This is a genomic window from Massilia timonae (assembly GCF_001866515.1).
Taxonomy (GTDB): domain Bacteria; phylum Pseudomonadota; class Gammaproteobacteria; order Burkholderiales; family Burkholderiaceae_D; genus Telluria; species Telluria timonae.
The window spans coordinates 3335912-3356744 of record NZ_JRYB01000001.1; the positions used below are offsets into that span (position 1 = coordinate 3335912).

A 20833-nucleotide genomic window follows, 5' to 3' on the forward strand; every position below is an offset into this window, starting at 1 on the left:
GGATAATCGGATTATCCAATCAACCGAGGTAACCCAAGTGCCACAAATCGTCATCCTCCCACACCCGGTGTTCTGCCCGGACGGCGCCGTGCTCGAAGCCCCAGCCGGCAAGTCGGTCTGCGACGTCCTGCTCGACAACGACATCGAGATCGAGCACGCCTGCGACCGCGTCTGCGCCTGCACCACCTGCCACGTGATCGTGCGCGAAGGCTTCGAATCGCTGAACGAGCAGGAAGAGAAGGAAGAAGACATGCTCGACAAGGCCTGGGGCCTGGAGCCGAATTCGCGCCTGTCGTGCCAGGCGATCGTCGCGGAAGAAGACCTGGTGGTCGAGATCCCGAAATACACGATCAACCACGCCGCCGAAAAGAATCACTGAGCCGTCCATGAAGCGTCTTGAGCAAACCAGGAAAGTCCCGGCACCACAGGAACTGCCGCCGGAGGTTCGTCCCGGCCAATCGATCGAGCTGCTCAAGGAGCTGCACATCCTGACCCGCGACGGCAAGTTGAACCAGGACAGCCGCCGCAAGCTCAAGCAGGTCTACCACCTGTACAACTTCATCGAGCCGCTGCTGCGCGACGTCAAGAGCGAAAAAGGCAGCGTCTCGCTGGTCGACCACGGCGCCGGCAAGTCCTATCTCGGCTTCATCCTGTACGACCTGTTCGTCAAGGCCGAGGGCGAGGGCAGCCACATCTACGGCATCGAGACCCGCGAAGAGCTGGTCAGCAAATCGCTTGAACTGGCCGCGCGCCTCGGATTCAGCGGCATGTCGTTCCTGCCGCTGTCGGTGGCCGAGTCCACCACGTCGAGCAAGCTGCCCGAGACGATCGACATCGTCACCGCGCTGCACGCCTGCAATACCGCCACCGACGACGCCATCGACTTCGCCCTCAAGAAGAAGGCGAAGCACATGGTGCTGGTGCCGTGCTGCCAGGCCGAAGTCGCGTCCGTGCTGCGCAAGAACAAGGGCAAGGACATCAAGCGCAGCGCGCTGACCGAGATCTGGCGTCATCCGATCCACACCCGCGAATTCGGCAGCCAGATCACCAATGTGCTGCGCTGCCTGCAGCTCGAGGCCCATGGCTACCAGGTGACGGTCACCGAACTGGTGGGCTGGGAACACTCGATGAAGAACGAGCTGATCGTCGCCACCTATAAAAACCTGCCGCGCCGCCGGCCCAGCGAACGCCTGCACGAAGTGCTGCAAGAGGTCGGCCTCGACGAGATGAAGAGCCGTTTTTATACCCCGCAAGCCGAGACTACGGAATAAGAAGATGAGCCAAGATCAACAGCGCTGGATCGACCTGCGCAGCGACACCGTGACCCAGCCGAGCGCCGCGATGCGCGCCACCATGGTGGCCGCCCCGGTCGGCGACGACGTCTACGGCGACGACCCGACCGTCAACCGCCTGCAGGACTACGCGGCCGAGCTGTTCGGCTTCGAAGCGGGCATGTTCGCGCCGAGCGGCACCCAGACCAACCTGATCGCCCTGATGACCCATTGCGGTCGCGGCGACGAATACCTGGTCGGCCAGGAAGCGCACACCTACAAGTACGAAGGCGGCGGCGCCGCGGTGCTGGGCAGCATCCAGCCGCAGCCGATCGCGAACCAGCCGGACGGCTCGATCGCCCTGGCCGATATCGAGGCCTATATCAAGCCGGACGACATGCACTTCGCGCGCACCCGTCTGCTGGCGCTGGAAAACACCATCGGTGGCCGCGTGCTGAGCCAGGAATACGTCGCCGCCGCGACCACGCTCGCCCACGACAAGGGCCTGGCGACCCACCTCGACGGCGCGCGCATCTGCAACGCCGCCGTCAAGCAGGGCATCAGCCTGGTCGATGCGGTAAAAGGCTTCGATACGGTGTCGGTCTGCCTGTCCAAGGGCCTGGGCGCGCCGGTCGGCTCGGTCCTGCTGGGACCGAAGTCCTTCATCGAGCAGGGCAAGCGCTGGCGCAAGATGCTGGGCGGCGGCATGCGCCAGGCAGGCGTGATCGCCGCCGCGGCCCACTACGCGCTCGAGCACAACGTCGCGCTGCTGGCCAACGACCATGACAACGCGGCGGAACTGGCGCAGGGCTTGGCGAAGATCGAACAGCTGAAGGTCGGCACGCCGCAGACGAACATCTTCTGGATGGACGTGCCGGCAGCCGCCTGCGCCCCGCTGCGCCAAGCGCTGGCGCGCGCCGGCATCCGCGCCACGGTCGGCCCGAAAATGCGCCTGGTGACCCACCTCGACATCTCGAACGCCGACGTGAAGCGCACGGTCGAGGTGTTCACGGCGTTCTTCGCGGATTGGCGGGCCTGATGAGTGAAGAAGGTATTCGCCTGGCCAAGCGCGTCGCCGAAGTGGCGGGGTGCTCGCGCGCCGAGGCAGAACGTTATATCGCCGGCGGCTGGGTCAGCGTCGATGGCGCGCTGGCTGAGGACCCGGCCATCCGCGTGACGCCGGCGCAAACCGTCGTCCTGCTGCCGGGCGCGACCCCGGTCGAGCCCGAGCCGGTCACCATCTTGCTGCACAAGCCGGCCGGCGTCGAACAGGACGCGCTGCTGGCCGCGATCGGCGCCGACACGCAAGTGCTGGACAATGGTTTCGGCAAGCCGTTCCTGCGCCGGCACCTGTTCAAGCTGGCGCTGGCGACGCCGCTCGAAACGATGGCCTCGGGCCTGGTCGTGTTCAGCCAGGACTGGCGCGTGATGCGCAAACTCGTCGAGGACGCGCCGCGCAACGAGTATGAGTACGTGGCCGAAGTCGAAGGAAAGATCGCCGACGGCGGCCTCGATAAACTGGGCCGCATGTTCCGCGCCAGCTGGCAAAGCGAAGCCCGCCTGCGCATCGCGGGCAAGAACATCCAGCGCGGCCAGATCGAGCGCCTGTGCGGCGACGTCGGCCTGAAGGTCACCGCGCTGCGCCGCCTGCGCATCGGCCGTATTTCCATGGGCAGCCTGCCGCCGGGCGGCTGGCGTTACCTGCGCGACGTCGAGCGCTTCTGAGTCATTCCTGCCATGCCAAGTTCCTTCCGCCTGGTCGCGACCAGCGTCCTGTTCTTCCTGTTGCTCGGCCCCGTGATCCCGGTGATCGAATTTACGCTGGCCACCCTGTTCACCAAGGGCCGCATCGAGCTCATGCCGTCCTTCTACCTGGCGGCGCTGCTGTTCGGCGCCCTGATCGCGGGCGCGCTCGGCCTGGCGCACGGCATGCTGATGGCGCTGGCCGTCAAGCTGGAACCGCTGCGCCGGCGCCTGCAGACCACGCCGCGCCGCGTGTTGCTGGGGGCGGGCGCGGCGCTGCTGTGCGGGCTGGCGATGACCGCCGCCACGCTGTACATCGCGCGCCATTCCTACGGCGACCTGCTGGGCGGGATGGATCCGAACAACCCGGATCCATGGAAGATCATCCGCGCCTATATGGTGATCGAGCTGTTCATCCTGCCGGCGCTGGCCTGCGGCGTCCTGTTCCAGCTGCTGCCCTGGTCGCGCAAGCTGATGCAGCGCGCCGTCGAACGGGCTTGAGAAGTCATACGGCTGTCATCTTGCGTCCATATGCTGTCGATTTTCTACTTTTGGAAAATCGACAACCATGTTCCTGCGCCGTCCCGCCACACCTTCCCGTTACCTTCCGGGTTTCCTCCCGATGCTGAGCGCGATCGCGCTGGCCTGCACGCTCGCGGCCTGCGGTGGCGACGACGACGATCCGACCCCGACCACGCTCGCGCTGGAGAAAATCGGCAGCTATAGCGGCGGGGCGGTGGGCGCGGCCGAGATCACGGCCTATGATGCGGGCAGCCGTCGCCTGTTCGTCGTCAACGGCGCCAACGGCACGGTCGACGTGCTCGACCTGGCGGCGCCAGGCACGCCGAAGCTGATCGGCACCATCACGGTGGCGGGCATGGGCAAGGCGGTCAACAGCGTCGCCGTGCACGACGGCCTGGTGGCGCTGGCGATCGAATCGGATCCCAAGACCCAGCCGGGCACCGTCGCCTTCTACAATGCGGCCGACCTGAAACTGATCAACAGCGTGAAGGTCGGCGCGCTGCCCGACATGCTGACCTTCACCCCCGACGGCAGCAAGGTGCTGGTCGCGAACGAGGGCGAGCCGAGCGGCTATGGCGTGGCCGGCACGACGGACCCGGAAGGCTCGGTCAGCGTCATCACCGTCAACCGCGGCGGCACGCCCTCTAGCGCGACCGCCGACTTCCGCGCCTTCAACGGCCAGGAAGCCGCGCTGCGCGCGCAGGGCATCCGCATCTATGGGCCGAACGCCAGCGCCGCCCAGGACTTCGAGCCGGAATACATCACCGTCAGCGACGACGGCCGCACCGCCTGGGTGACCCTGCAGGAAAACAATGCGATCGCCATCGTCGACGTGGCGGCGGCCAAGGTCACGGCGGTCAAGCCGCTCGGCTTCAAGGACCACAGTGTGGCCGGCTTCGGGCTGGATGCGTCGGACGAAGATGGCGGCGCCAACACCAACAGCGGTTCGCCGGCCATCAAGATCGGCCCGCAGCCGGTGAAAGGCATGTACCTGCCGGACGCCATCGCCAGCTATTCGGTGGACGGCAAGCATTACCTGATCACCGCCAACGAGGGAGACGCGCGCGCCGACTGGCCGGGCTTCAACGAAGAGAGCCGCGTGCGTGCGCACTGCACGGCAGGGCTGGACCCCGCCGTCTTCCCGGATGCTGCCAACCGGATCTTCGATTCGAACCTGGGCCGGTTGCGCGTCACGACCACGCCGAACGGCGGCATCACGGGCAAGAACGCTGCCGGCCAGTGCACCGAGTTGTACACCTTCGGCGGCCGTTCGTTCTCGATCTGGGACACCGACATCAAGCGCGTCTACGACTCGGGCGACGAATTCGAGCAGCGCACCAAGGCGCTGCCGAACGTCAAATTCAACGCCAGCAACGACAACGACGACCTGGAAGACCGCAGCGCCTCGAAGGGTCCGGAGCCGGAAGGCACCGTGGTCGGCAAGTTCGGCAGCAAGCACTATGCCTTCATCGGCCTGGAGCGCGTCGGCGGCGTGATGGTGTATGACGTGAGCAAGCCGGCCCAGGCTTCCTTCGTCACCTACCTCAACACGCGCGACGGCGACAAGGGCGACCTGGGTCCGGAAGGACTGACCCTGATCCCGGCGTACAAGTCGCCGAACGGCAAGCCGCTGCTGATCGTCGGTAACGAAGTCAGCGGCACCACCGCCGTCATGCAGATCAACCTGACTTACTGATCCGCGCGCTTTCTCAGCAACTGCATGCCGATCGCGGCGGCGACCACCGCCGCGCCGGCCACCAGCGCCTTGTTGGCCGGCTGGCTTGGCTGCGCTTTTGGCTGAGGTCGTGGCTGATTGAGTCGGCTTGCATCCGCATGCACGCCACTGGCGCCGTGCGGCGGTTCGTACAGCGCGCCGCGCGTGTCGCCCGTGCGCTCGGCCCGTTTTGCCCACGCATCCATGAAGCGGTTCATGCCGGCCGCGACGAGGTTCGGCGCCAGCCGGGTGGCCTGCATGGCGGCGGCGGGCGCGCCGACCGCGGTCGTGTCGCGCGGGCTGCGGGCCAGCTTGACCACGGCATCGGCCACCGTTTCCGGCGCCAGCGCACCCGGCGGATAGGAGAGGTGGGCGCCCGTGTAGTTGGCCGCGTGGCTGAAGCCGGGCGTGTCGACGAACGTGGGATACACGTCGCAGACGTGGATGCGGCGCCGTTTGCCGAGCTCCGCGCGCAGGGCTTCGGAAAAGCCGCGCAGGCCGAACTTGCTGGCCGAGTAGGCCGCGGCGTAGGGCGCGGCGACGTAGCCGCCGGACGAGATCATGTTGACCCAGATGCCGTGGTCCTGCTCCAGGAAGATCGGCAGCACCGCGTGCGCGTCGTTCATGTGGGTGAGCAGGTTGGTCTCGATCACCTGGCGGTGGTCGGCCATCGGCACGTCGTGGTACTTGCCGACCACGCCGGCGCCGACATTGCTGAACCACAGGTCGATCTGTCCCAGGATGGACCGCGCTTCGCGCGCGAAGGCGTCCACCGCCTTGGCGTCGGTCGCGTCGACCACCACCGTTTCGGCCCGGCCGCCGGCCTGGAAGCAGCGGCGGGCGACATCGTCGAGGCCTTCCTTGCTGCGCGCGCCGAGCACCAGGTCGGCGCCCTCGCGGGCAAAGGCGACAGCGGTCGCGGCGCCGATGCCGCTCGAGGCGCCCATGATCACCACGCGGAGATTCGATCGCTTCATCGCTGACCTTTCATTCACAGTGAAAAGGCCGATTATTCCGCGATTCAGGATGTCGCCGCGTTCGAATGCCGCGCAGCAAGCTCGCGCCCGGTCAGCGCTTGGTCTTGGGCAGCTGGACCAGGCGGGTGCCGGCCAGGCGGTCGTGCAGGAACTGGCGGTCCTCGTCGAGGAGGGCGGTGAGCGCCCACAGGACGATGCCGACCGCCAGCGCGATGGCGATCTCGCCCCTGGCGTGCAGGCCGAACGCCGCGCACACGAGCAGCGCCGGCGCGAACCAGCCCCAGGCCAGCAGGTAACGCGCGATGGCGGTGCGCCATGGCAGGCGCGCGTGCCCGGCCTGGACCACCTTGATGCGCCAGGTCTTCATGGCCAGCGTGTGGCCGCTGTCGCGCCAGCACCAGGTGAAGTACAGGCCCGTCACCAGGAACAGCCAGAGCTTGAGCCCATGCTGGAACAGCGGCTCCTGGCGGTTGCCGGTGAGGAGGAGGTAGACCAGCACCGCCAGCATCTCGACGGCGAACAGCAGGAAGAATTCATAGACCATCACCGTCACGCGGCGCTTGATGGTCGGCGCCGGCAGGGGCGGCGCGTGCACCGGACTGGTGGCGACCGGCTCAGTTGCTTGCATTGGCGGCCTGCGCGGGTGCCTGCTGGCCGCCAGGCGCGGCGATCGCGCCGCCATCGGCGCCAGGGGAGCTGGCCGCCGGTCCCGGCGTCACGACGGGAGCAGGACCGGGCCCGGCGCCGCCGGGCTGCGCCGCCGGCGGCACGCCCGCGGTGTCGGTCGGCACCACGGTATCGGTGCCGATCAGGATGCACTCGGCGCCGCGGCGGGTGGTGTTCGGCGGGCAGGGCGTCGGCGTGACCAGCATCGGCGCTTCAGGCAGCGCCACCGGGATGCTCTTGTGGCGCGTCGCCGCCGGGCTGTTCGCCAGCTGGCGTTTCTGTTCGGCCGACAGCTGCTTGTAGTTTTCCCAGTCGGCCGCCTTGTCGCCGCCCTGGGCCAGGCGGCTGGTGCGGCTGTAGTTCTCGCGCGCGAGTTCGCGCTGCGCGGGGGTGAGCTTCATCCACTGGCGCATGCGTTCGTGCACGCGCTGCTGCTCGGACGCGGAAAGCGAGGCGAAGCGGGCCGACATCTGGATCCACTTGCGCTTGCGCGGTCCTTCCATCTGGTTCCACTCGGGTTCCAGCGGCGCCAGCGCCACTTGCTGGGCGCTGCTCAGTTCGTTCCACAGGGGCTTGTCGAAGGCTTTGGGCGACGCGCGTTCGCCATCGACGGCATCGGCCACCGACGGCAGGACGGACGGGGTGTCGAAACGGTCGACGATGACCCAGGCGATTGCACCCGCCACCAGGACCCCGGCCACCGTTTTCAGGACGGGGAACCGGGATTTCGCGGCGCCGGGCTTCGATGCGCGAGACTGTGAAGCGTCGTTCTTCGTCATTGCCGGCGCTGCTGCGACTCCAGGTAAGCGCTGAAGCCCGGGTCGAGATACGCATTGAGCGGCAGTTCATCGGACAACACGGCCGCGTCGATGTCGGCCAGCTCGGCGATCTGCTGTTGCTGTTCGTGCTGGTAGACGCCGCCCATGCCGATCACCAGCGCCAGGATCGGCACGGCGACCGCCAGGCGCGACATGGCCGGACCCGTCACGAGATTGCCGAAGCCGGCCAGCATCTCGCGCCAGCCGGAAGGGGCTGGCTTGAAATACTCGACCGGCGCGTCCGCCTTCTTGCGCGCGAGCGCGGCGGCGCGCGCGGCGGCCAGCCGGTCGGTCGTCGAGGCCGGCAAGGTGTCGAGCTGTTCGTTCAGTGCATGGCGGATTTTGTACGCCAGGTTGATGTCGTCGGTATTCATAATGTGATTCCCTTGGCCTTGAGCGCTGCGGCGAGGGCGTGGGTGGCACGGGAGCAATGTGTCTTGACGCTGCCTTCGGAGCATCCCATCGCTTCGGCCGTTTCGGCCACGTCCATATCCTGCCAGTAACGCATGAGGAAGGCTTCCCGTTGACGCGTTGGGAGCTTTTGTACTTCTTCTTCGATCAAGCGCAAGGTTTGTTCACGCTCAATCTGGTCCGCACTCGACTCTGCGGCGGCCGATCCTTCTTCGGCCTCGTATGAGGCAAGTATATCAAAGTCGTCATCGTCACCTCCCTCTCCGCGGCTGAAGCCCGAAAACAGGCTGACCCAGGTGTTGCGCACTTTTTCGCGGCGGAAGTAATCGAGGATGGTCGTCTGCAGGATGCGCTGGAACAGCATCGGCAATTCGGCGGCCGGCTTGTCGCCATACTTTTCGGCCAGCTTGATCATGGCGTCCTGGACGATGTCCAGCGCCGACTCGTCCTTGCGCACCGCATACACCGCCTGCTTGAACGCACGCCGTTCGACATTCGCGAGGAAGTCGTTGAGTTCTTTATCTGTGGCCATGCGGGTTCAAGGAAGCGCTCGTCTTGCTCGTGCTTTAGGGAAAACTTTCGCATCCTAGCAAAAAACGTCCTCGCCTGCACCGTAAACGCGCAGGGCCGGGAGGCGGCAATGCTATTTACATAACGTTCAATAACTGCATGAAGATACGCGAAATCATTCGTTGTTCGCCTATGGGAGCGTGGTTAGGCTGTCAACACGATCATCCCGCCTCCGCCATCATGCCGCTCGATATTCCTCGTCAAGCATTTGCTGTCCACCCCATCATCGGCGCTCCGCTGGGCGCCGAAGTCGTCGGCCTCGACCTGTCGCGTCCGCTCGGCGCGGAAGATTTCAGCCGCCTGCACCGCGCCCACCTCGACCACCACGTGCTGGTATTCCGTGACCAGCACATCACGCCGGCCCAGCAGGTGGCGTTCAGCCGCCGCTTCGGCCAGTTGCAGATCCACGTGCTGCGCAATTTCCAGCTGACGGGCCACCCCGAAGTGCTCATCGTCTCGAACATCCGCGAGAACGGCCAGCCGATCGGCCTGGGCGATGCCGGCCACTTCTGGCATTCCGACCTGTCGTACAAGGAAACGCCGAGCCTGGGCTCGATGCTGCATGCGCAAGAGCTGCCGGCCGAAGGCGGCGACACCCTGTTCGCCAACCAGCACACGGCCTGGGAAGCCTTGCCTGACGACCTGAAGCGCGAAGTCGAAGGCTTGCAGGCCGAGCACTGGTATCTGGCCAAGTATGAAGCGCTGCGCCAGAAAAACCCGTTCCGCCCGCAGCTCACCCAGGCCCAGATCGACGAGGTCAAGCCGGTCAATCACCCGGTGGTGCGCACCCATCCCGAGACCGGCCGCAAGGCCCTGTTCGTCAGCGAGCACTTCACCACCCGCATCCTGGGCGTGCCCGAGCGGCGCAGCCGCGCACTGCTCGACGCGCTGTTCGACCATGGCACGCGCCCGCAACATGTCTATCGCCATCAGTGGCGGCCTCACGACATGGTGTTCTGGGACAACCGCTCGCTGATGCACCTGGCGGCCGGCTGTCCCGACCACCTGCGCCGCAAGCTGTACCGCACGACCATCGAAGGCGACGTTCCGTTCTGACTCAATCCGGGAAACCCATGACACTCCACAAGAAGATCCTTGCCGTCGGCGCGGCGTTGGCCCTGGCGCTACCATCATTCGCCCAGGCCGAGGGCAAGATCCGCATCGCCGAGCAGTTCGGCGTGGTCTACCTGCTGCTGAACGTGGCGCAAGATCAGAAACTCATCGAAAAGCATGGCAAGAAGCAGGGCGTCGACGTCGACGTCGACTGGGTCAAGCTGTCCGGCGGCGCCGTGATCAACGATGCGCTGCTGTCGGGCTCGATCGATATCGCCGGGGCCGGCGTCGGCCCCCTGATGACGATCTGGGACCGCACCAAGGGCCGCCAGAACGTGCGCGGCGTGGCCTCGCTGGGCAGCTTCCCCTATTACCTGGTCAGCACCAATCCGGCGGTCAAGACGATTGCCGACTTCGGCCCGAAAGACCGCATCGCCTTGCCGGCGGTGACGGTGTCGGTGCAGGCTCGCATCCTGCAGATGGCCGCCGCCAAGCAGTGGGGCAATGCCCAATTCAAGAAACTCGACCCGATCACCCAGACCGTGCCGCACCCGGACGCCGCCGCGGCCCTGATCGCCGGCAAGACCGAACTGAACGCCCACTTCGGCGGGCCGCCATTCCAGGAGCAAGAACTTGCCGGTAACCCGAACGCGAAAATCGTGCTCGATTCCTACCAGGTGCTGGGCGGGCCGGCGTCAAGCACGGTGCTGTATGCCACCGAAAAATATGTGAAGGAAAATCCAAAAACGTATCGCGCCTTCCTCGATGCGCTGGCCGAGGCGTCCCGGTACATCGCGACCAATCCGGAAGGCGCGGCCGATGCCTACCTGCGCGTCAACAAGGGCATTATCGACCGGGCGCTGCTGCTGAAGGTGATCAAGGACCCGAAGACCCAGTTCCGCGTGGCGCCGCAGAACACGCTGGGCCTGGCGCAGTTCCTGCACCAGGTCGGCGCCATCAGGAACAAGCCGGCGTCGTGGAAGGATTACTTCTTCGAGCATCCGGTCATCGCCAACGGGAGCTGACATGATTACCCCCGTTAAACCACTGAACCTCGTCCGGAATATGGCAACGGCCGAGCCGCTGCTGCGCGCCGAGCACGTCACGCTCGAGTACGCCAGCGAACGCGGCATCGTGCGCGCCACGGACGACGTCAGCTTCGACGTCCACCGCGGCGACCGCTTCGTGCTGCTGGGGCCGTCCGGCTGCGGCAAGTCGACCTTGTTGAAAGCGATCGGCGGCTTCATCGCGCCGCGTGCGGGCAGCCTCGGCCTGTCCGGCAAGCCGATCACGGGGCCGGGACCGGACCGCATCGTCGTGTTCCAGGAATTCGACCAGCTGCCGCCCTGGAAGACGGTGCGGCAGAACGTGATGTTCCCGCTGCTGGCGGGCGGCGTATCGCGTGGCGAGGCCGACCGGCGTGCCCGCCACTGGCTGGGCAAGGTCGGGCTGGCGCGCTTTGCCGACGCCTATCCGCACACGCTGTCGGGCGGCATGAAGGCGCGGGTGGCGATTGCCCGCGCGCTGGCGATGCAGCCGGCCGTGCTGCTGATGGACGAGCCGTTCGCCGCGCTCGATGCGCTGACCCGGCGCAGCATGCAGGAAGAGTTGCAGGCGCTGTGGGATGAAATCGGCTTCACCATGCTGTTCGTGACCCACTCGATCGAGGAAGCGCTGGTGGTGGGCAACCGCATCCTGCTGCTGTCGCCCCATCCGGGCCGGGTGCGGGCCGAGCTCAATAGCCACCAGTTCAGCCTGCAAAGCGCGGGCAGCCCGGAATTCCAGGCCGCCACCCAGCGCATCCATGCTCTGTTGTTCGATGGCGATGCAGCGCCGGATGTGCGCCGGGATGCAGATCGCATGGTGGAGGCGCACTGATGACGACCTTGCGCGAACCGCCGATCCGTCCCGAATACGTGTTGCCGCTCAAGCCGGCCCTGGCCGCGCCGACGCCCGGCGCGGCGCCCTCCGTTTCCTTCGCGCTGGACCGCTTCGGCTGGCTGAGAAAACCCGCCATCCTGCTGGCGCTGGCCGTCGTGTGGGAATTGCTCGCGCGCTGGTTCGACAACGACCTGCTGCTGCCGGGGGCACTGCAGACCGGTCGCGCCTTCGTGGACGGCATGCTGTCGGGCGAGCTGGTCGGCTATGTGTCGGTGTCGCTGGCGATCCTGAGCCAGGGCTTCCTGCTGGGCGTGGCCGGGTCATTCCTGCTGACCTGGCTGGCGGTGTCGAACCGCTTCGGCCGCGCGCTGATCGATACCCTGACCTCGATGTTCAATCCGCTGCCGGCCATCGCGCTGCTGCCGCTGGCGCTGCTGTGGTTCGGGCTCGGCAAGGGCAGCCTGCTGATGGTGCTGGTGCACTCGGTGGTGTGGCCGCTGACGCTGAACGCCAGCGCGGGTTTCCGGGCCGTGCCCGAAACCCTGCGCATGGCCGGCCGCAACTATGGCCTGGGCGGCTTGCGCATGGTGCTGCAGATCCTGATCCCGGCCGCGCTGCCGGCCATCCTGTCGGGCCTGAAAATCGGCTGGGCGTTCGCCTGGCGCACCCTGATCGCCGCCGAGCTGGTGTTCGGCAGCACCTCGGGGCAGGGCGGGCTGGGGTGGTATATCTTCCAGAGCCGCAACGAGCTGTTTACCGATAAAGTGTTTGCGGGGCTGGCGACCGTGATCCTGATCGGGCTGGCCATCGAGCACTTCGTGTTCCAGGCGCTGGAACGCGTCACCGTCCGGCGCTGGGGCATGCAGCGCTGAGCGCCCGCCACGCAAAAACCGCGCATATTTCGGATTGTTCGCCGAATTTGTTGCACCATTTTTGTTCATGAAGCGATTTTTATCTTTCCTTCTTGACCAAAATGGTGCGGCGCGGTAAGGTGTCTCTCACGCTTTGCATCCCCAAGGCTTTTACGTCATCCGGAGTCGGCACACAAGGCCCAGTCCGGTTGTGACACGCTTTCATTTGTAGGCAGTTTGCTCCGACCCGCGCCACAAGCGCGAGAGATGCGTAAGACCGCTACAAACACTCACGCTCAACGAGTTGCGCCCAGCGCCGGTGCGTAAGGACCCTACGGTGTCCGAAACATCGACGTGCACGCAGAAAGTAGTCAAGCCTGAGGGTTGTCGCGCAAAGACGCATATCGTTAGGAACGGGCATCCGATCAATCTCCCATTGGGTTTTGAAAGGAATGTACATGAGTAACGATTCAGCAGTCCCGATCACGGGCGCTGAGATAGTGGTCCGTTGTCTGGCAGAAGAGGGCGTCAAGCACGTCTTCGGTTACCCGGGCGGCGCGGTCCTCTATATCTACGACGCCATCTTCAACCAGGATAAATTCCAGCACGTCCTCGTTCGCCACGAACAGGCCGCGGTGCACGCCGCCGACGCCTATTCGCGCAGCTCGAACACCGTGGGCGTGGCCCTGGTCACTTCCGGCCCCGGCGTCACCAATGCCGTCACCGGCCTGTCCACCGCGTATATGGATTCGATTCCGATGGTCGTGATCTCGGGCCAGGTGCCCAGCCACGCGATCGGCCAGGATGCCTTCCAGGAATGCGACACCGTCGGCATCACGCGTCCGGTGGTCAAGCACAACTTCCTGGTCAAGGACGTGCGCGAGCTGGCCTCGACCATCAAGAAAGCCTTCTTCATCGCCCGCACCGGTCGTCCCGGACCCGTGCTGGTCGATATTCCGAAGGACATCACGGTCAACAAATGCCTGTACGAGTACCCGCGCGAGATCGAGATGCGCTCGTACCGTCCGGTCGACAAGGGCCACGCCGGCCAGATCCGCAAGGCGGTCCAGCTGCTGCAGAACGCCGAGCGCCCGATGATCTATGCGGGCGGCGGCGTGATCCTGGCCAATGCCTCGGACGAGCTGAACCGCCTGGTCGAGAAAACCGGCTTCCCGATCACGAACACGCTGATGGGCCTGGGCGGATCGCGCTCGTCCGATCCGCATTTCGTCGGCATGCCGGGCATGCACGGCACCTATGAAGCGAACATGGCGATGCAGCACTGCGACGTCCTGATCGCCATCGGTTCCCGCTTCGACGACCGCGTGATCGGCAATCCGAAGCATTTCGCCTCGAATCCGCGCAAGATCATCCACATCGACATCGATCCTTCGTCGATCTCGAAGCGGGTGCGGGTCGACATCCCGATCGTCGGCAACGTCAAGGACGTGCTGGTCGAACTGCTGTCGCAACTCGACGCCGGCAATGTGCAGACCAATACCAATGCCTTGCAGGGCTGGTGGAAGCAGATCGCCGAATGGCGTGGTCGCGACTGCCTCAAGTATCCGACCTCCGATACGGTCATCAAGCCGCAGGCGGTGATCGAGCAGCTGCACCGCGTGACGGATGGCGACGCCTTCATCACTTCCGACGTGGGCCAGCACCAGATGTGGGCCGCGCAATACTACCCCTTCGACAAGCCGCGGCGCTGGATCAACTCCGGCGGCCTGGGCACGATGGGCGTCGGCCTGCCGTTCGCGATGGGCGTGCAGATGGCCAATCCGGATGCGACGGTGGCCTGCGTCACCGGCGAGGGTTCGATCCAGATGTGCATCCAGGAGCTCGCCACCTGCAAGCAATACCACCTGACGCCGAAGATCATCCTGCTCAACAACCGCTTCCTGGGCATGGTGCGCCAGTGGCAGCAGATCGACTACGGTTCGCGCTATTCCGAGTCGTACATGGATTCGCTGCCCGATTTCGAGAAGCTGGCCGAGGCCTATGGCCACGTCGGCATGCGCATCGAAAAGCCGGGCGACGTCGAGGGTTCGCTGCGCGAAGCGTTCGCCATGAAGGACCGCCTGGTCTTCATGAACTTCATCACCGACCAGAGCGAGAACGTCTGGCCGATGGTCAAGGCGGGCCGTGGCCTGAACGAGATGCTGCTCGGCTCGGAGGACCTGTGATGCGACACATTATCTCTGTCCTCCTGGAGAACGAAGCCGGCGCGCTGTCGCGCGTGGTCGGCCTGTTCTCGGCGCGCGGCTACAACATCGAAACGCTGACCGTGGCCCCGACCGAAGACGCGACCCTGTCGCGCATGACGATCGTCACCTCGGGTTCGGACGACATCATCGAGCAGATCACCAAGCACCTGAACCGCCTGATCGAGGTGGTGAAGGTGGTCGACCTGACCGAAGGCCAGCACATCGAGCGCGAGCTCATGCTGATCAAGGTGCGCGCGGTCGGCAAGGAGCGCGAAGAAATGAAGCGCACCGCCGACATCTTCCGCGGCCGCATCATCGATGTCACCGAAAAGACCTACACGATCGAGCTCACCGGCGCCAAGTCGAAGCTGGACGCCTTCATCGACTCGATCGACCGGGCTTCCATCCTCGAGACGGTCCGCACCGGCGGCTCGGGCATCGGACGCGGCGAACGCATCCTCAAAGTCTGACAAGAAAAACGCTGAATAAACGACGTAGGGTTGGCGGCTCGGCCGCCGACGCGTTACGCCCGAACACCACTACATTACTTATATACAGGATACCCAAATGAAAGTTTTCTACGACAAAGACTGCGACCTCTCCCTCATCAAAGGCAAGAACGTCGCCATCATCGGCTACGGCTCGCAAGGCCACGCCCACGCCCAGAACCTCTCTGAATCGGGCGTCAACGTCACCGTCGGCCTGCGCCGCGGCGGCGCTTCGTGGAACAAGGTCGAGCAGGCCGGCCTGAAGGTCGCCGAGGTCGACGAGGCGGTCAAGGCCGCCGACGTCATCATGATCCTGCTGCCGGACGAAAACATCGCCGAGGTCTACCACAAGAACGTCGCGCCGAACGCCAAGCAGGGCGCCGTGCTGGCCTTCGCCCACGGTTTCAACGTGCACTACGGCCAGGTGGTGCCGCGCGCCGACCTCGACGTGATCATGGTCGCGCCGAAGGCACCGGGCCACACCGTGCGCGGCACCTATACGCAAGGTGGCGGCGTGCCGCACCTGGTCGCCGTCTACCAGGACAAATCGGGCGCGGCGCGCGACATCGCGCTGTCGTATGCCATGGCCAACGGTGGCGGCCGCGCCGGCATCATCGAGACCAACTTCCGCGAAGAGACCGAGACCGACCTGTTCGGCGAGCAGGCCGTGCTGTGCGGCGGCGCCGTCGAGCTGATCAAGGCGGGCTTCGAAACCCTGACCGAAGCCGGCTACGCGCCCGAAATGGCGTATTTCGAGTGCCTGCACGAACTGAAGCTGATCGTCGACCTGATCTACGAAGGCGGCATCGCCAACATGAACTACTCGATCTCGAACAACGCGGAATATGGCGAGTACGTGACCGGACCGCGCATCGTGACCGAAGACACCAAGAACGCCATGCGCCAATGCCTGAAGGACATCCAGACCGGCGAATACGCCAAGAGCTTCATCCTGGAAAACAAGGCCGGCGCCCCGACCCTGATCTCGCGCCGCCGCCTGACCGCGGAGCACCAGATCGAGGAAGTCGGCGCCAAGCTGCGCGGCATGATGCCGTGGATCGCCAAGAACAAGCTGGTGGATCAGTCGAAGAACTGATGTTCCTGGAGTAAAGCGACTAAAGCGAGGGTCAGGTCTGACATTCGGACACGGTCTCGACTTTAAGCGTTTCCATGGCTGGGGTCGTGTCTGAATGTCAGACCTGACCCCGCTTTTATTTTGGCTGCGGCTGTTACAAATCCTTCCCCAAACCTACTTATTTGCAACTGTCCATTACAAAATCACGATGGAATCCTGGCGATTGGTATCGTATAAGTGCTGTCAGACATCTGTCGCAACTTATAGGAGAACAATAAATGGCCGTTTCTAAATCCCTCGTCGCCGCCGCCCTGGTCCTCGCCTTCAGCGCCGCCCACGCGCAAAACCTGCCGTCGCCGGCTACCAGCGGCACCATGGTCGTGGTCCCCGCCTTTGGCGAAGTCAAGCACGCCAACGACCAGGCCACCGTCGTCTTCGCCGTCGAAGAGCATGACAAGGACAAGAACGCCGCCGCCGACCGCGTCAACCGCAAGATGAAGGAGGGCACCGAGATCGTGCGCCGCGCCGATCCGAATGCCGAACTCAAGACCCAGGGCTACTACACCTACCCGGTCTATCCGGAAGTGCCGCCGCAGCCGGTCGGCCGCACCACGCAGCAGCCGGTCAAGCCGGTGCCGATCGCCTGGCGCGTCGGCCAGTACCTGGAAGTGAAGACCACCAACCTGGCCGCGCTGCCGAAGACCGCCGCCGCCGCCCAGAAGGTGCTGCAGATCAATGGCGTCAACTTCGGCCTGAGCCCCGAGCTCGAGAAGCGCCTGGACGACCAGCGCATCGCCGCGACCTACCGCAACCTGAACGAGCGCATCGTCTCGATCGCCAAGGCCATGGGCCGCCAGCCGACCGACGCCGTGCTCGACACGGTCGACTTCGAAGGTTCGGGCAACTACGCGGGCGATGCCGCCGCGCCGCAGGCCATGATGATGCGCAGCGCCAAGCGCGAGATGGCCGACGAGATGTCGGAACCGAGCTTCGAACCGGGCGAAACCACGCTGCAGATGCGCGTCGTGGGCAAGGTCAAGTTCAAGTAAAGGACGGTTGAGTTCAAGTAAGCGCCAGGCAATCGCCAGTCGGGTTAGCGTAGTGTTTCGCTAACACGTGTCCCCACCTCTATAATGTGGGGGAACTGTCGCTCGGCGACTACCTTGAATACGATTCCTTATGCCAACCTTTCCACGAAGAAGAACACCAGGGACAACGCCAAAGGGTCCACGATTCTCCCGCCTGAAAAAGCGTTTCGGCCGCCGCGCGGAAGACCGCCAGGCGGGCGAACGTGGCCGCGGCATTTATCTCCTGCCCAACGCCTTCACCACCGCGGCCCTGTTCTGCGGCTTCTATGCCATCGTCATGGCGATGAACCAGCGTTTCGAGCATGCCTGCTGGGCCGTGTTCATCGCCATGATCCTCGACGGCCTGGACGGGCGCATCGCGCGCCTGACCAATACCCAGTCCGAGTTCGGCGCACAGTTCGACAGCCTGGCCGACATGGTCTCGTTCGGCGCCGCGCCGGCGCTGGTGATCTATGAATGGTCGCTGCGCGGCCTGGGCAAACTGGGCTGGATCGCGGCCTTCATCTACTGCGCCTGCGCGGCGCTGCGCCTGGCGCGCTTCAACACCAATATCCAGGTGGTGGACAAGCGCTTCTTCCAGGGCTTGCCGAGCCCGGCCGCCGCAGCGCTGGTGATCGGCTTCATCATGATGATGATCGACCCCGACATCAGCGTCAGCGCGCGCAAGGTGGATTGGGTGTCGTGGTGCATCGCCGTGTTCGCCGGCCTGACCATGGTGTCCAACGTGCCGTTCTACAGCTTCAAAGACATCAACTTTAAAAAGTCGGTGCCGTTCATCGCGGTGTTCCTGATCGCGCTGGTGCTGGCGCTGCTGGCGATCGATCCGCCCAAGGTGCTGTGGCCGATCTTCGTGGTGTATGGCCTGTCGGGCTATGCCGTGTATGTCTGGCGCAAGGCGAAGGGCAAGCCGGTCAGCATCATCCCGCTCGACGACGAGCCGGACGATATCCGTCGCTGACATGCCGGTGCATAGCGGCCGTTTTCTTTCGACGAAGACGCTCGCTGGCGCGGCGCTGGCGCTGGCCGTCCTGGTCCTGGCCGGCGCCCTGAGCGCCTGTTCGCCGCTCACCCTGGTCAATGTGGTGTCGCCCGGCGGGACGGCGCGTTCGGTCGCGACGGCCGCCTTCGGTCCCGACCCGCGCCACGTGCTGTCCATCTACCGGCCCGCGTCTGGCGCAGGCAAGGCGCCGGTGATCGTCTTCTTCTACGGCGGCAATTGGGTCAGTGGAGAGCGCGACGATTATGCCTTCGTCGGCCGTTCGCTGGCCAAGCGCGGATTCGTGGTGGTGATTCCCGATTATCGCCTGTATCCGCAGGCCAGCTATCCCGACTTTTTGCATGATGGCGCGCGCGCCGTCGTCTGGACCGAACGCCGGATCGCGGCCTATGGCGGCGATCCGAAACGCCTGTTTCTCATGGGGCATAGCGCGGGCGCCTATAACGCGGCGATGCTGGCGCTCGATCCACGCTGGCTGCGCGAACAGGGGAGCAGCCCGGACATCCTGCGCGGCTGGATCGGCATGGCGGGTCCGTATAACTTCTTGCCCGTCGAGAATGAAACCACGCGTCCGGTGTTCCACTATCCCGATACGCCGGCCGACTCGCAGCCGGTCGCCCACGTCACGGCCGGGGCGCCCCCGGCGCTGCTGATCGCCGCCCGCAACGACACGACGGTGAACCCGGAACGCAATACCGGCGCGCTCGCGGCCAGGATGCGCAACGCCGGCGTGCCCGTGCGCGAGGAGTACTACGACAACGTCAACCACGCCACCCTGGTCGCCACGCTCTCGGCCACGCTGCGCCGCCTGGCGCCGAGCCTGGACGCGGTCGAGGATTTCGTGCGCAGCGACGGCGGTCGCCGCACCGTTCCGGCCAGGTAACGCTCAAAAACCGAAGCGGTCGCGCGGTTCGTACATCGGATCGGGCGCATTCATCATCTGGCGCACGACGCCTTGCCCGTCGAAGTGGACGTGCATGAGCGAATTCCAGACGCCGGCTTCCTTGTAGCGATAGGACCAGACTTCATAATCCTTCATGGCGACATGCGATCGCTCGGCGGGGCGGCCGATGGTGCGCAGCACCTGGTCCTTGGTCGCCTGGTCAATTTTAATCGTGGCAAATTTCTCGCTCGTGAGCACCTGCTCGTAGGAGAGCAGGCGGCCATCGGGGCCGAGGTGCGCCATCCAGGTGAACTGGCCCATGGGGCCGGTGGCGTACTCGAGAGTACGGGACGCGCCATCGGCATACACCGCGGTTGGCATTCCCAGCTTGGCCTGGATCACATCCTGCGTGTCGCCCGGGTTCGGCGGTGTGCGCATGGCGCATGCCGTCAGCAGCAGTGCGGCGATGAGTGGAGTTAATTTGATCATCGTGTTCACCAGATGCCGCGATCCTGTGGGTTGTACATCGGATCCGACGCATTCATCATCTGGCGCACCACGCCTTGCCCGTCGAAGTGGACGTGCATCAGCGAGTTCCACACGCCGGCCTCCTTGTAGCGATACGACCACACCTCATAGTCGTGCATGGCGACGCGCGAAACCTCGGCCGGATGGCCGAAGGTGCGCAGCATGTCGTCCTTGGTCGCCTGGTCGATCCTGACGGTGGCGAACTTCTCGCTCGTCAGGACTTGCTCATACGAGGTCAGGCGGCCATCCGGGCCCAGGTGCGCCATCCAGGTGTACTGGCCCATCGGGCCGGTGGCGTATTCGAGGGTGCGCGCCGCGCCGTCGATGTACACCGCCGTCGGCGTGCCCATCTTGGACTGCACCACGTCCAGCGGGTCGCCCGGAGCCGGCGCCGTGCGCATGGCGCAGCCGGCCAGCAGCAAGGCGGTCAGTGTTGTAAATATGTTTATCTTGTTCATTTTTCTCACCTGTGTCGAGCTTGCCAGCAAGCGGCAGCCCTGTCCAACCGCGGAAGAAGGATAGCAAACACTGGTTCGAGCCGCCGTTTTGCACTATACTGGCGGGTCTGTCCAATCCGGACAGCTATTTGATAAATCACGGTGCCTGGGGTTCCGACTCTTGCACCGCATGTGAAAGGTAACATCATGTCGGTTGAAAACATCAACAAAGCCGCAATCATCGCGGACAACGCACGTGGCCAGAACGATACCGGTTCGCCGGAAGTCCAGGTCGCACTGCTGACCGCACGCATCAACGAACTGAACGGCCACTTCAAGGCACACCAGAAGGATCACCACTCGCGTCGTGGCCTGATCATGATGGTCAACCGCCGTAAGAGCCTGCTGGCTTACCTGAAGAACAAGGACCTGAATCGTTATCGCGACCTGATCGCCAAGCTGGGCCTGCGTAAGTAATCGCAAGTTCTTGCTTCAGACGGTTTAGTCAAAAATGCCTGCGCCAGTTGTCTGACGCGGGCATTTTTCGTTTTTGCTGTCTTGTTGTTTGTTACAAGGCCATTTCTTGATGGCCCGTGGTGAGAGGTGAACGACAGCTCCTGAAAATCTGTCGGTAAAATGAAAGGGATTACCCA

The 20833-nt window shown here is 64.7% G+C and carries 24 protein-coding genes; 17 read left to right on the plus strand and 7 right to left on the minus strand.

The annotated features are described in order from the left end of the window. Positions 1-37 precede the first annotated feature (37 nt). The 6 genes from fdx (at position 38) to LO55_RS14410 (ending at position 5232) form a co-directional block, all read left to right on the plus strand. Positions 38-379: an ISC system 2Fe-2S type ferredoxin gene (fdx, locus tag LO55_RS14385; RefSeq protein ID WP_005666331.1), complete on the plus strand. Its 342-nt coding sequence runs from the start codon at positions 38-40 to the stop codon at positions 377-379. A 7-nt stretch (positions 380-386) separates the two neighbouring features. Beyond that, a complete protein-coding gene (locus tag LO55_RS14390) occupies positions 387-1271 on the plus strand; it encodes a class I SAM-dependent methyltransferase (RefSeq protein WP_071361976.1) in 885 nt (294 codons plus the stop codon). A gap of 4 nt (positions 1272-1275) precedes the next feature. Beyond that, positions 1276-2310: a low-specificity L-threonine aldolase gene (ltaE, locus tag LO55_RS14395; RefSeq protein ID WP_040776425.1), complete on the plus strand. Its 1035-nt coding sequence runs from the start codon at positions 1276-1278 to the stop codon at positions 2308-2310. Then, on the plus strand, positions 2310-2996 hold the full coding sequence (locus LO55_RS14400; protein WP_071361977.1) for an RNA pseudouridine synthase: 687 nt from the start codon (positions 2310-2312) through the stop codon (positions 2994-2996). Before ltaE ends, LO55_RS14400 begins: the two co-directional genes overlap by 1 nt. Positions 2997-3008: 12 nt before the next feature. Continuing rightward, on the plus strand, positions 3009-3515 hold the full coding sequence (locus tag LO55_RS14405) for a hypothetical protein (RefSeq protein WP_071361978.1): 507 nt from the start codon (positions 3009-3011) through the stop codon (positions 3513-3515). Positions 3516-3582: 67 nt separating this feature from the next. Continuing rightward, positions 3583-5232: a choice-of-anchor I family protein gene (locus LO55_RS14410; RefSeq protein ID WP_083415330.1), complete on the plus strand. Its 1650-nt coding sequence runs from the start codon at positions 3583-3585 to the stop codon at positions 5230-5232. Here LO55_RS14410 and LO55_RS14415 read toward each other — a convergent pair. From LO55_RS14415 to LO55_RS14435, 5 genes are all read right to left on the minus strand, one after another. Further along, the gene (locus LO55_RS14415; RefSeq protein ID WP_071361979.1) at positions 5226-6227 is read right to left on the minus strand and encodes an SDR family oxidoreductase; all 1002 of its coding nucleotides are present in this window, start codon (positions 6225-6227) and stop codon (positions 5226-5228) included. The two genes, LO55_RS14410 and LO55_RS14415, sit on opposite strands and share 7 nt — an antisense overlap. A gap of 91 nt (positions 6228-6318) precedes the next feature. Further along, positions 6319-6855 (minus strand): RDD family protein, encoded by a 537-nt coding sequence (locus LO55_RS14420; RefSeq protein WP_071361980.1) that lies wholly within the window; start codon positions 6853-6855, stop codon positions 6319-6321. Continuing rightward, complete coding sequence (locus tag LO55_RS14425) at positions 6842-7672, minus strand: DUF3106 domain-containing protein (protein ID WP_071361981.1); 831 nt, start codon at positions 7670-7672, stop codon at positions 6842-6844. Before LO55_RS14425 ends, LO55_RS14420 begins: the two co-directional genes overlap by 14 nt. Beyond that, a complete protein-coding gene (locus LO55_RS14430) occupies positions 7669-8085 on the minus strand; it encodes a DUF3619 family protein (RefSeq protein ID WP_005666344.1) in 417 nt (138 codons plus the stop codon). The genes LO55_RS14425 and LO55_RS14430 overlap by 4 nt, the downstream gene beginning before the upstream one ends. After that, positions 8082-8654 carry an RNA polymerase sigma factor gene (locus LO55_RS14435; RefSeq protein WP_005666345.1) on the minus strand — a complete coding sequence of 191 codons (573 nt, stop codon included), beginning with the start codon at positions 8652-8654 and terminating at the stop codon, positions 8082-8084. Before LO55_RS14435 ends, LO55_RS14430 begins: the two co-directional genes overlap by 4 nt. A gap of 218 nt (positions 8655-8872) precedes the next feature. Between LO55_RS14435 and LO55_RS14440 the strand changes: the two genes are divergently transcribed. The 10 genes from LO55_RS14440 (at position 8873) to LO55_RS14485 (ending at position 19215) form a co-directional block, all read left to right on the plus strand. Then, positions 8873-9748 (plus strand): TauD/TfdA dioxygenase family protein, encoded by an 876-nt coding sequence (locus LO55_RS14440; RefSeq protein ID WP_071361982.1) that lies wholly within the window; start codon positions 8873-8875, stop codon positions 9746-9748. A 17-nt stretch (positions 9749-9765) separates the two neighbouring features. Beyond that, complete coding sequence (locus LO55_RS14445) at positions 9766-10770, plus strand: ABC transporter substrate-binding protein (RefSeq protein WP_071361983.1); 1005 nt, start codon at positions 9766-9768, stop codon at positions 10768-10770. A 1-nt stretch (position 10771) separates the two neighbouring features. Continuing rightward, positions 10772-11623, plus strand: coding sequence for an ABC transporter ATP-binding protein (locus tag LO55_RS14450; RefSeq protein ID WP_071361984.1), 852 nt, complete (start codon positions 10772-10774; stop codon positions 11621-11623). Beyond that, on the plus strand, positions 11623-12498 hold the full coding sequence (locus LO55_RS14455; RefSeq protein WP_071361985.1) for an ABC transporter permease: 876 nt from the start codon (positions 11623-11625) through the stop codon (positions 12496-12498). Before LO55_RS14450 ends, LO55_RS14455 begins: the two co-directional genes overlap by 1 nt. A gap of 437 nt (positions 12499-12935) precedes the next feature. After that, a complete protein-coding gene (locus LO55_RS14460) occupies positions 12936-14663 on the plus strand; it encodes an acetolactate synthase 3 catalytic subunit (protein ID WP_071361986.1) in 1728 nt (575 codons plus the stop codon). Then, the gene (gene ilvN / locus LO55_RS14465; protein WP_005666354.1) at positions 14663-15154 is read left to right on the plus strand and encodes an acetolactate synthase small subunit; all 492 of its coding nucleotides are present in this window, start codon (positions 14663-14665) and stop codon (positions 15152-15154) included. The genes LO55_RS14460 and ilvN overlap by 1 nt, the downstream gene beginning before the upstream one ends. Positions 15155-15251: 97 nt before the next feature. Beyond that, positions 15252-16268: a ketol-acid reductoisomerase gene (gene ilvC, locus LO55_RS14470; RefSeq protein ID WP_071361987.1), complete on the plus strand. Its 1017-nt coding sequence runs from the start codon at positions 15252-15254 to the stop codon at positions 16266-16268. A 257-nt stretch (positions 16269-16525) separates the two neighbouring features. Then, positions 16526-17296, plus strand: coding sequence for an SIMPL domain-containing protein (locus tag LO55_RS14475; RefSeq protein WP_071361988.1), 771 nt, complete (start codon positions 16526-16528; stop codon positions 17294-17296). Positions 17297-17426: 130 nt separating this feature from the next. Continuing rightward, complete coding sequence (pssA, locus tag LO55_RS14480) at positions 17427-18293, plus strand: CDP-diacylglycerol--serine O-phosphatidyltransferase (RefSeq protein WP_071361989.1); 867 nt, start codon at positions 17427-17429, stop codon at positions 18291-18293. 1 nt (position 18294) lies between these two features. Continuing rightward, positions 18295-19215, plus strand: coding sequence for an alpha/beta hydrolase (locus LO55_RS14485; protein ID WP_071361990.1), 921 nt, complete (start codon positions 18295-18297; stop codon positions 19213-19215). 3 nt (positions 19216-19218) lie between these two features. Here LO55_RS14485 and bamE read toward each other — a convergent pair whose 3' ends face one another. Both bamE and LO55_RS14495 read right to left on the minus strand, forming a co-directional pair. Then, positions 19219-19704 carry an outer membrane protein assembly factor BamE domain-containing protein gene (gene bamE, locus LO55_RS14490; RefSeq protein WP_071363792.1) on the minus strand — a complete coding sequence of 162 codons (486 nt, stop codon included), beginning with the start codon at positions 19702-19704 and terminating at the stop codon, positions 19219-19221. Positions 19705-19709: 5 nt separating this feature from the next. Beyond that, a complete protein-coding gene (locus LO55_RS14495; RefSeq protein ID WP_071361991.1) occupies positions 19710-20201 on the minus strand; it encodes a hypothetical protein in 492 nt (163 codons plus the stop codon). A gap of 186 nt (positions 20202-20387) precedes the next feature. Between LO55_RS14495 and rpsO the strand changes: the two genes are divergently transcribed. After that, positions 20388-20657: a 30S ribosomal protein S15 gene (rpsO, locus tag LO55_RS14500; RefSeq protein ID WP_005666365.1), complete on the plus strand. Its 270-nt coding sequence runs from the start codon at positions 20388-20390 to the stop codon at positions 20655-20657. Positions 20658-20833 lie beyond the last annotated feature (176 nt).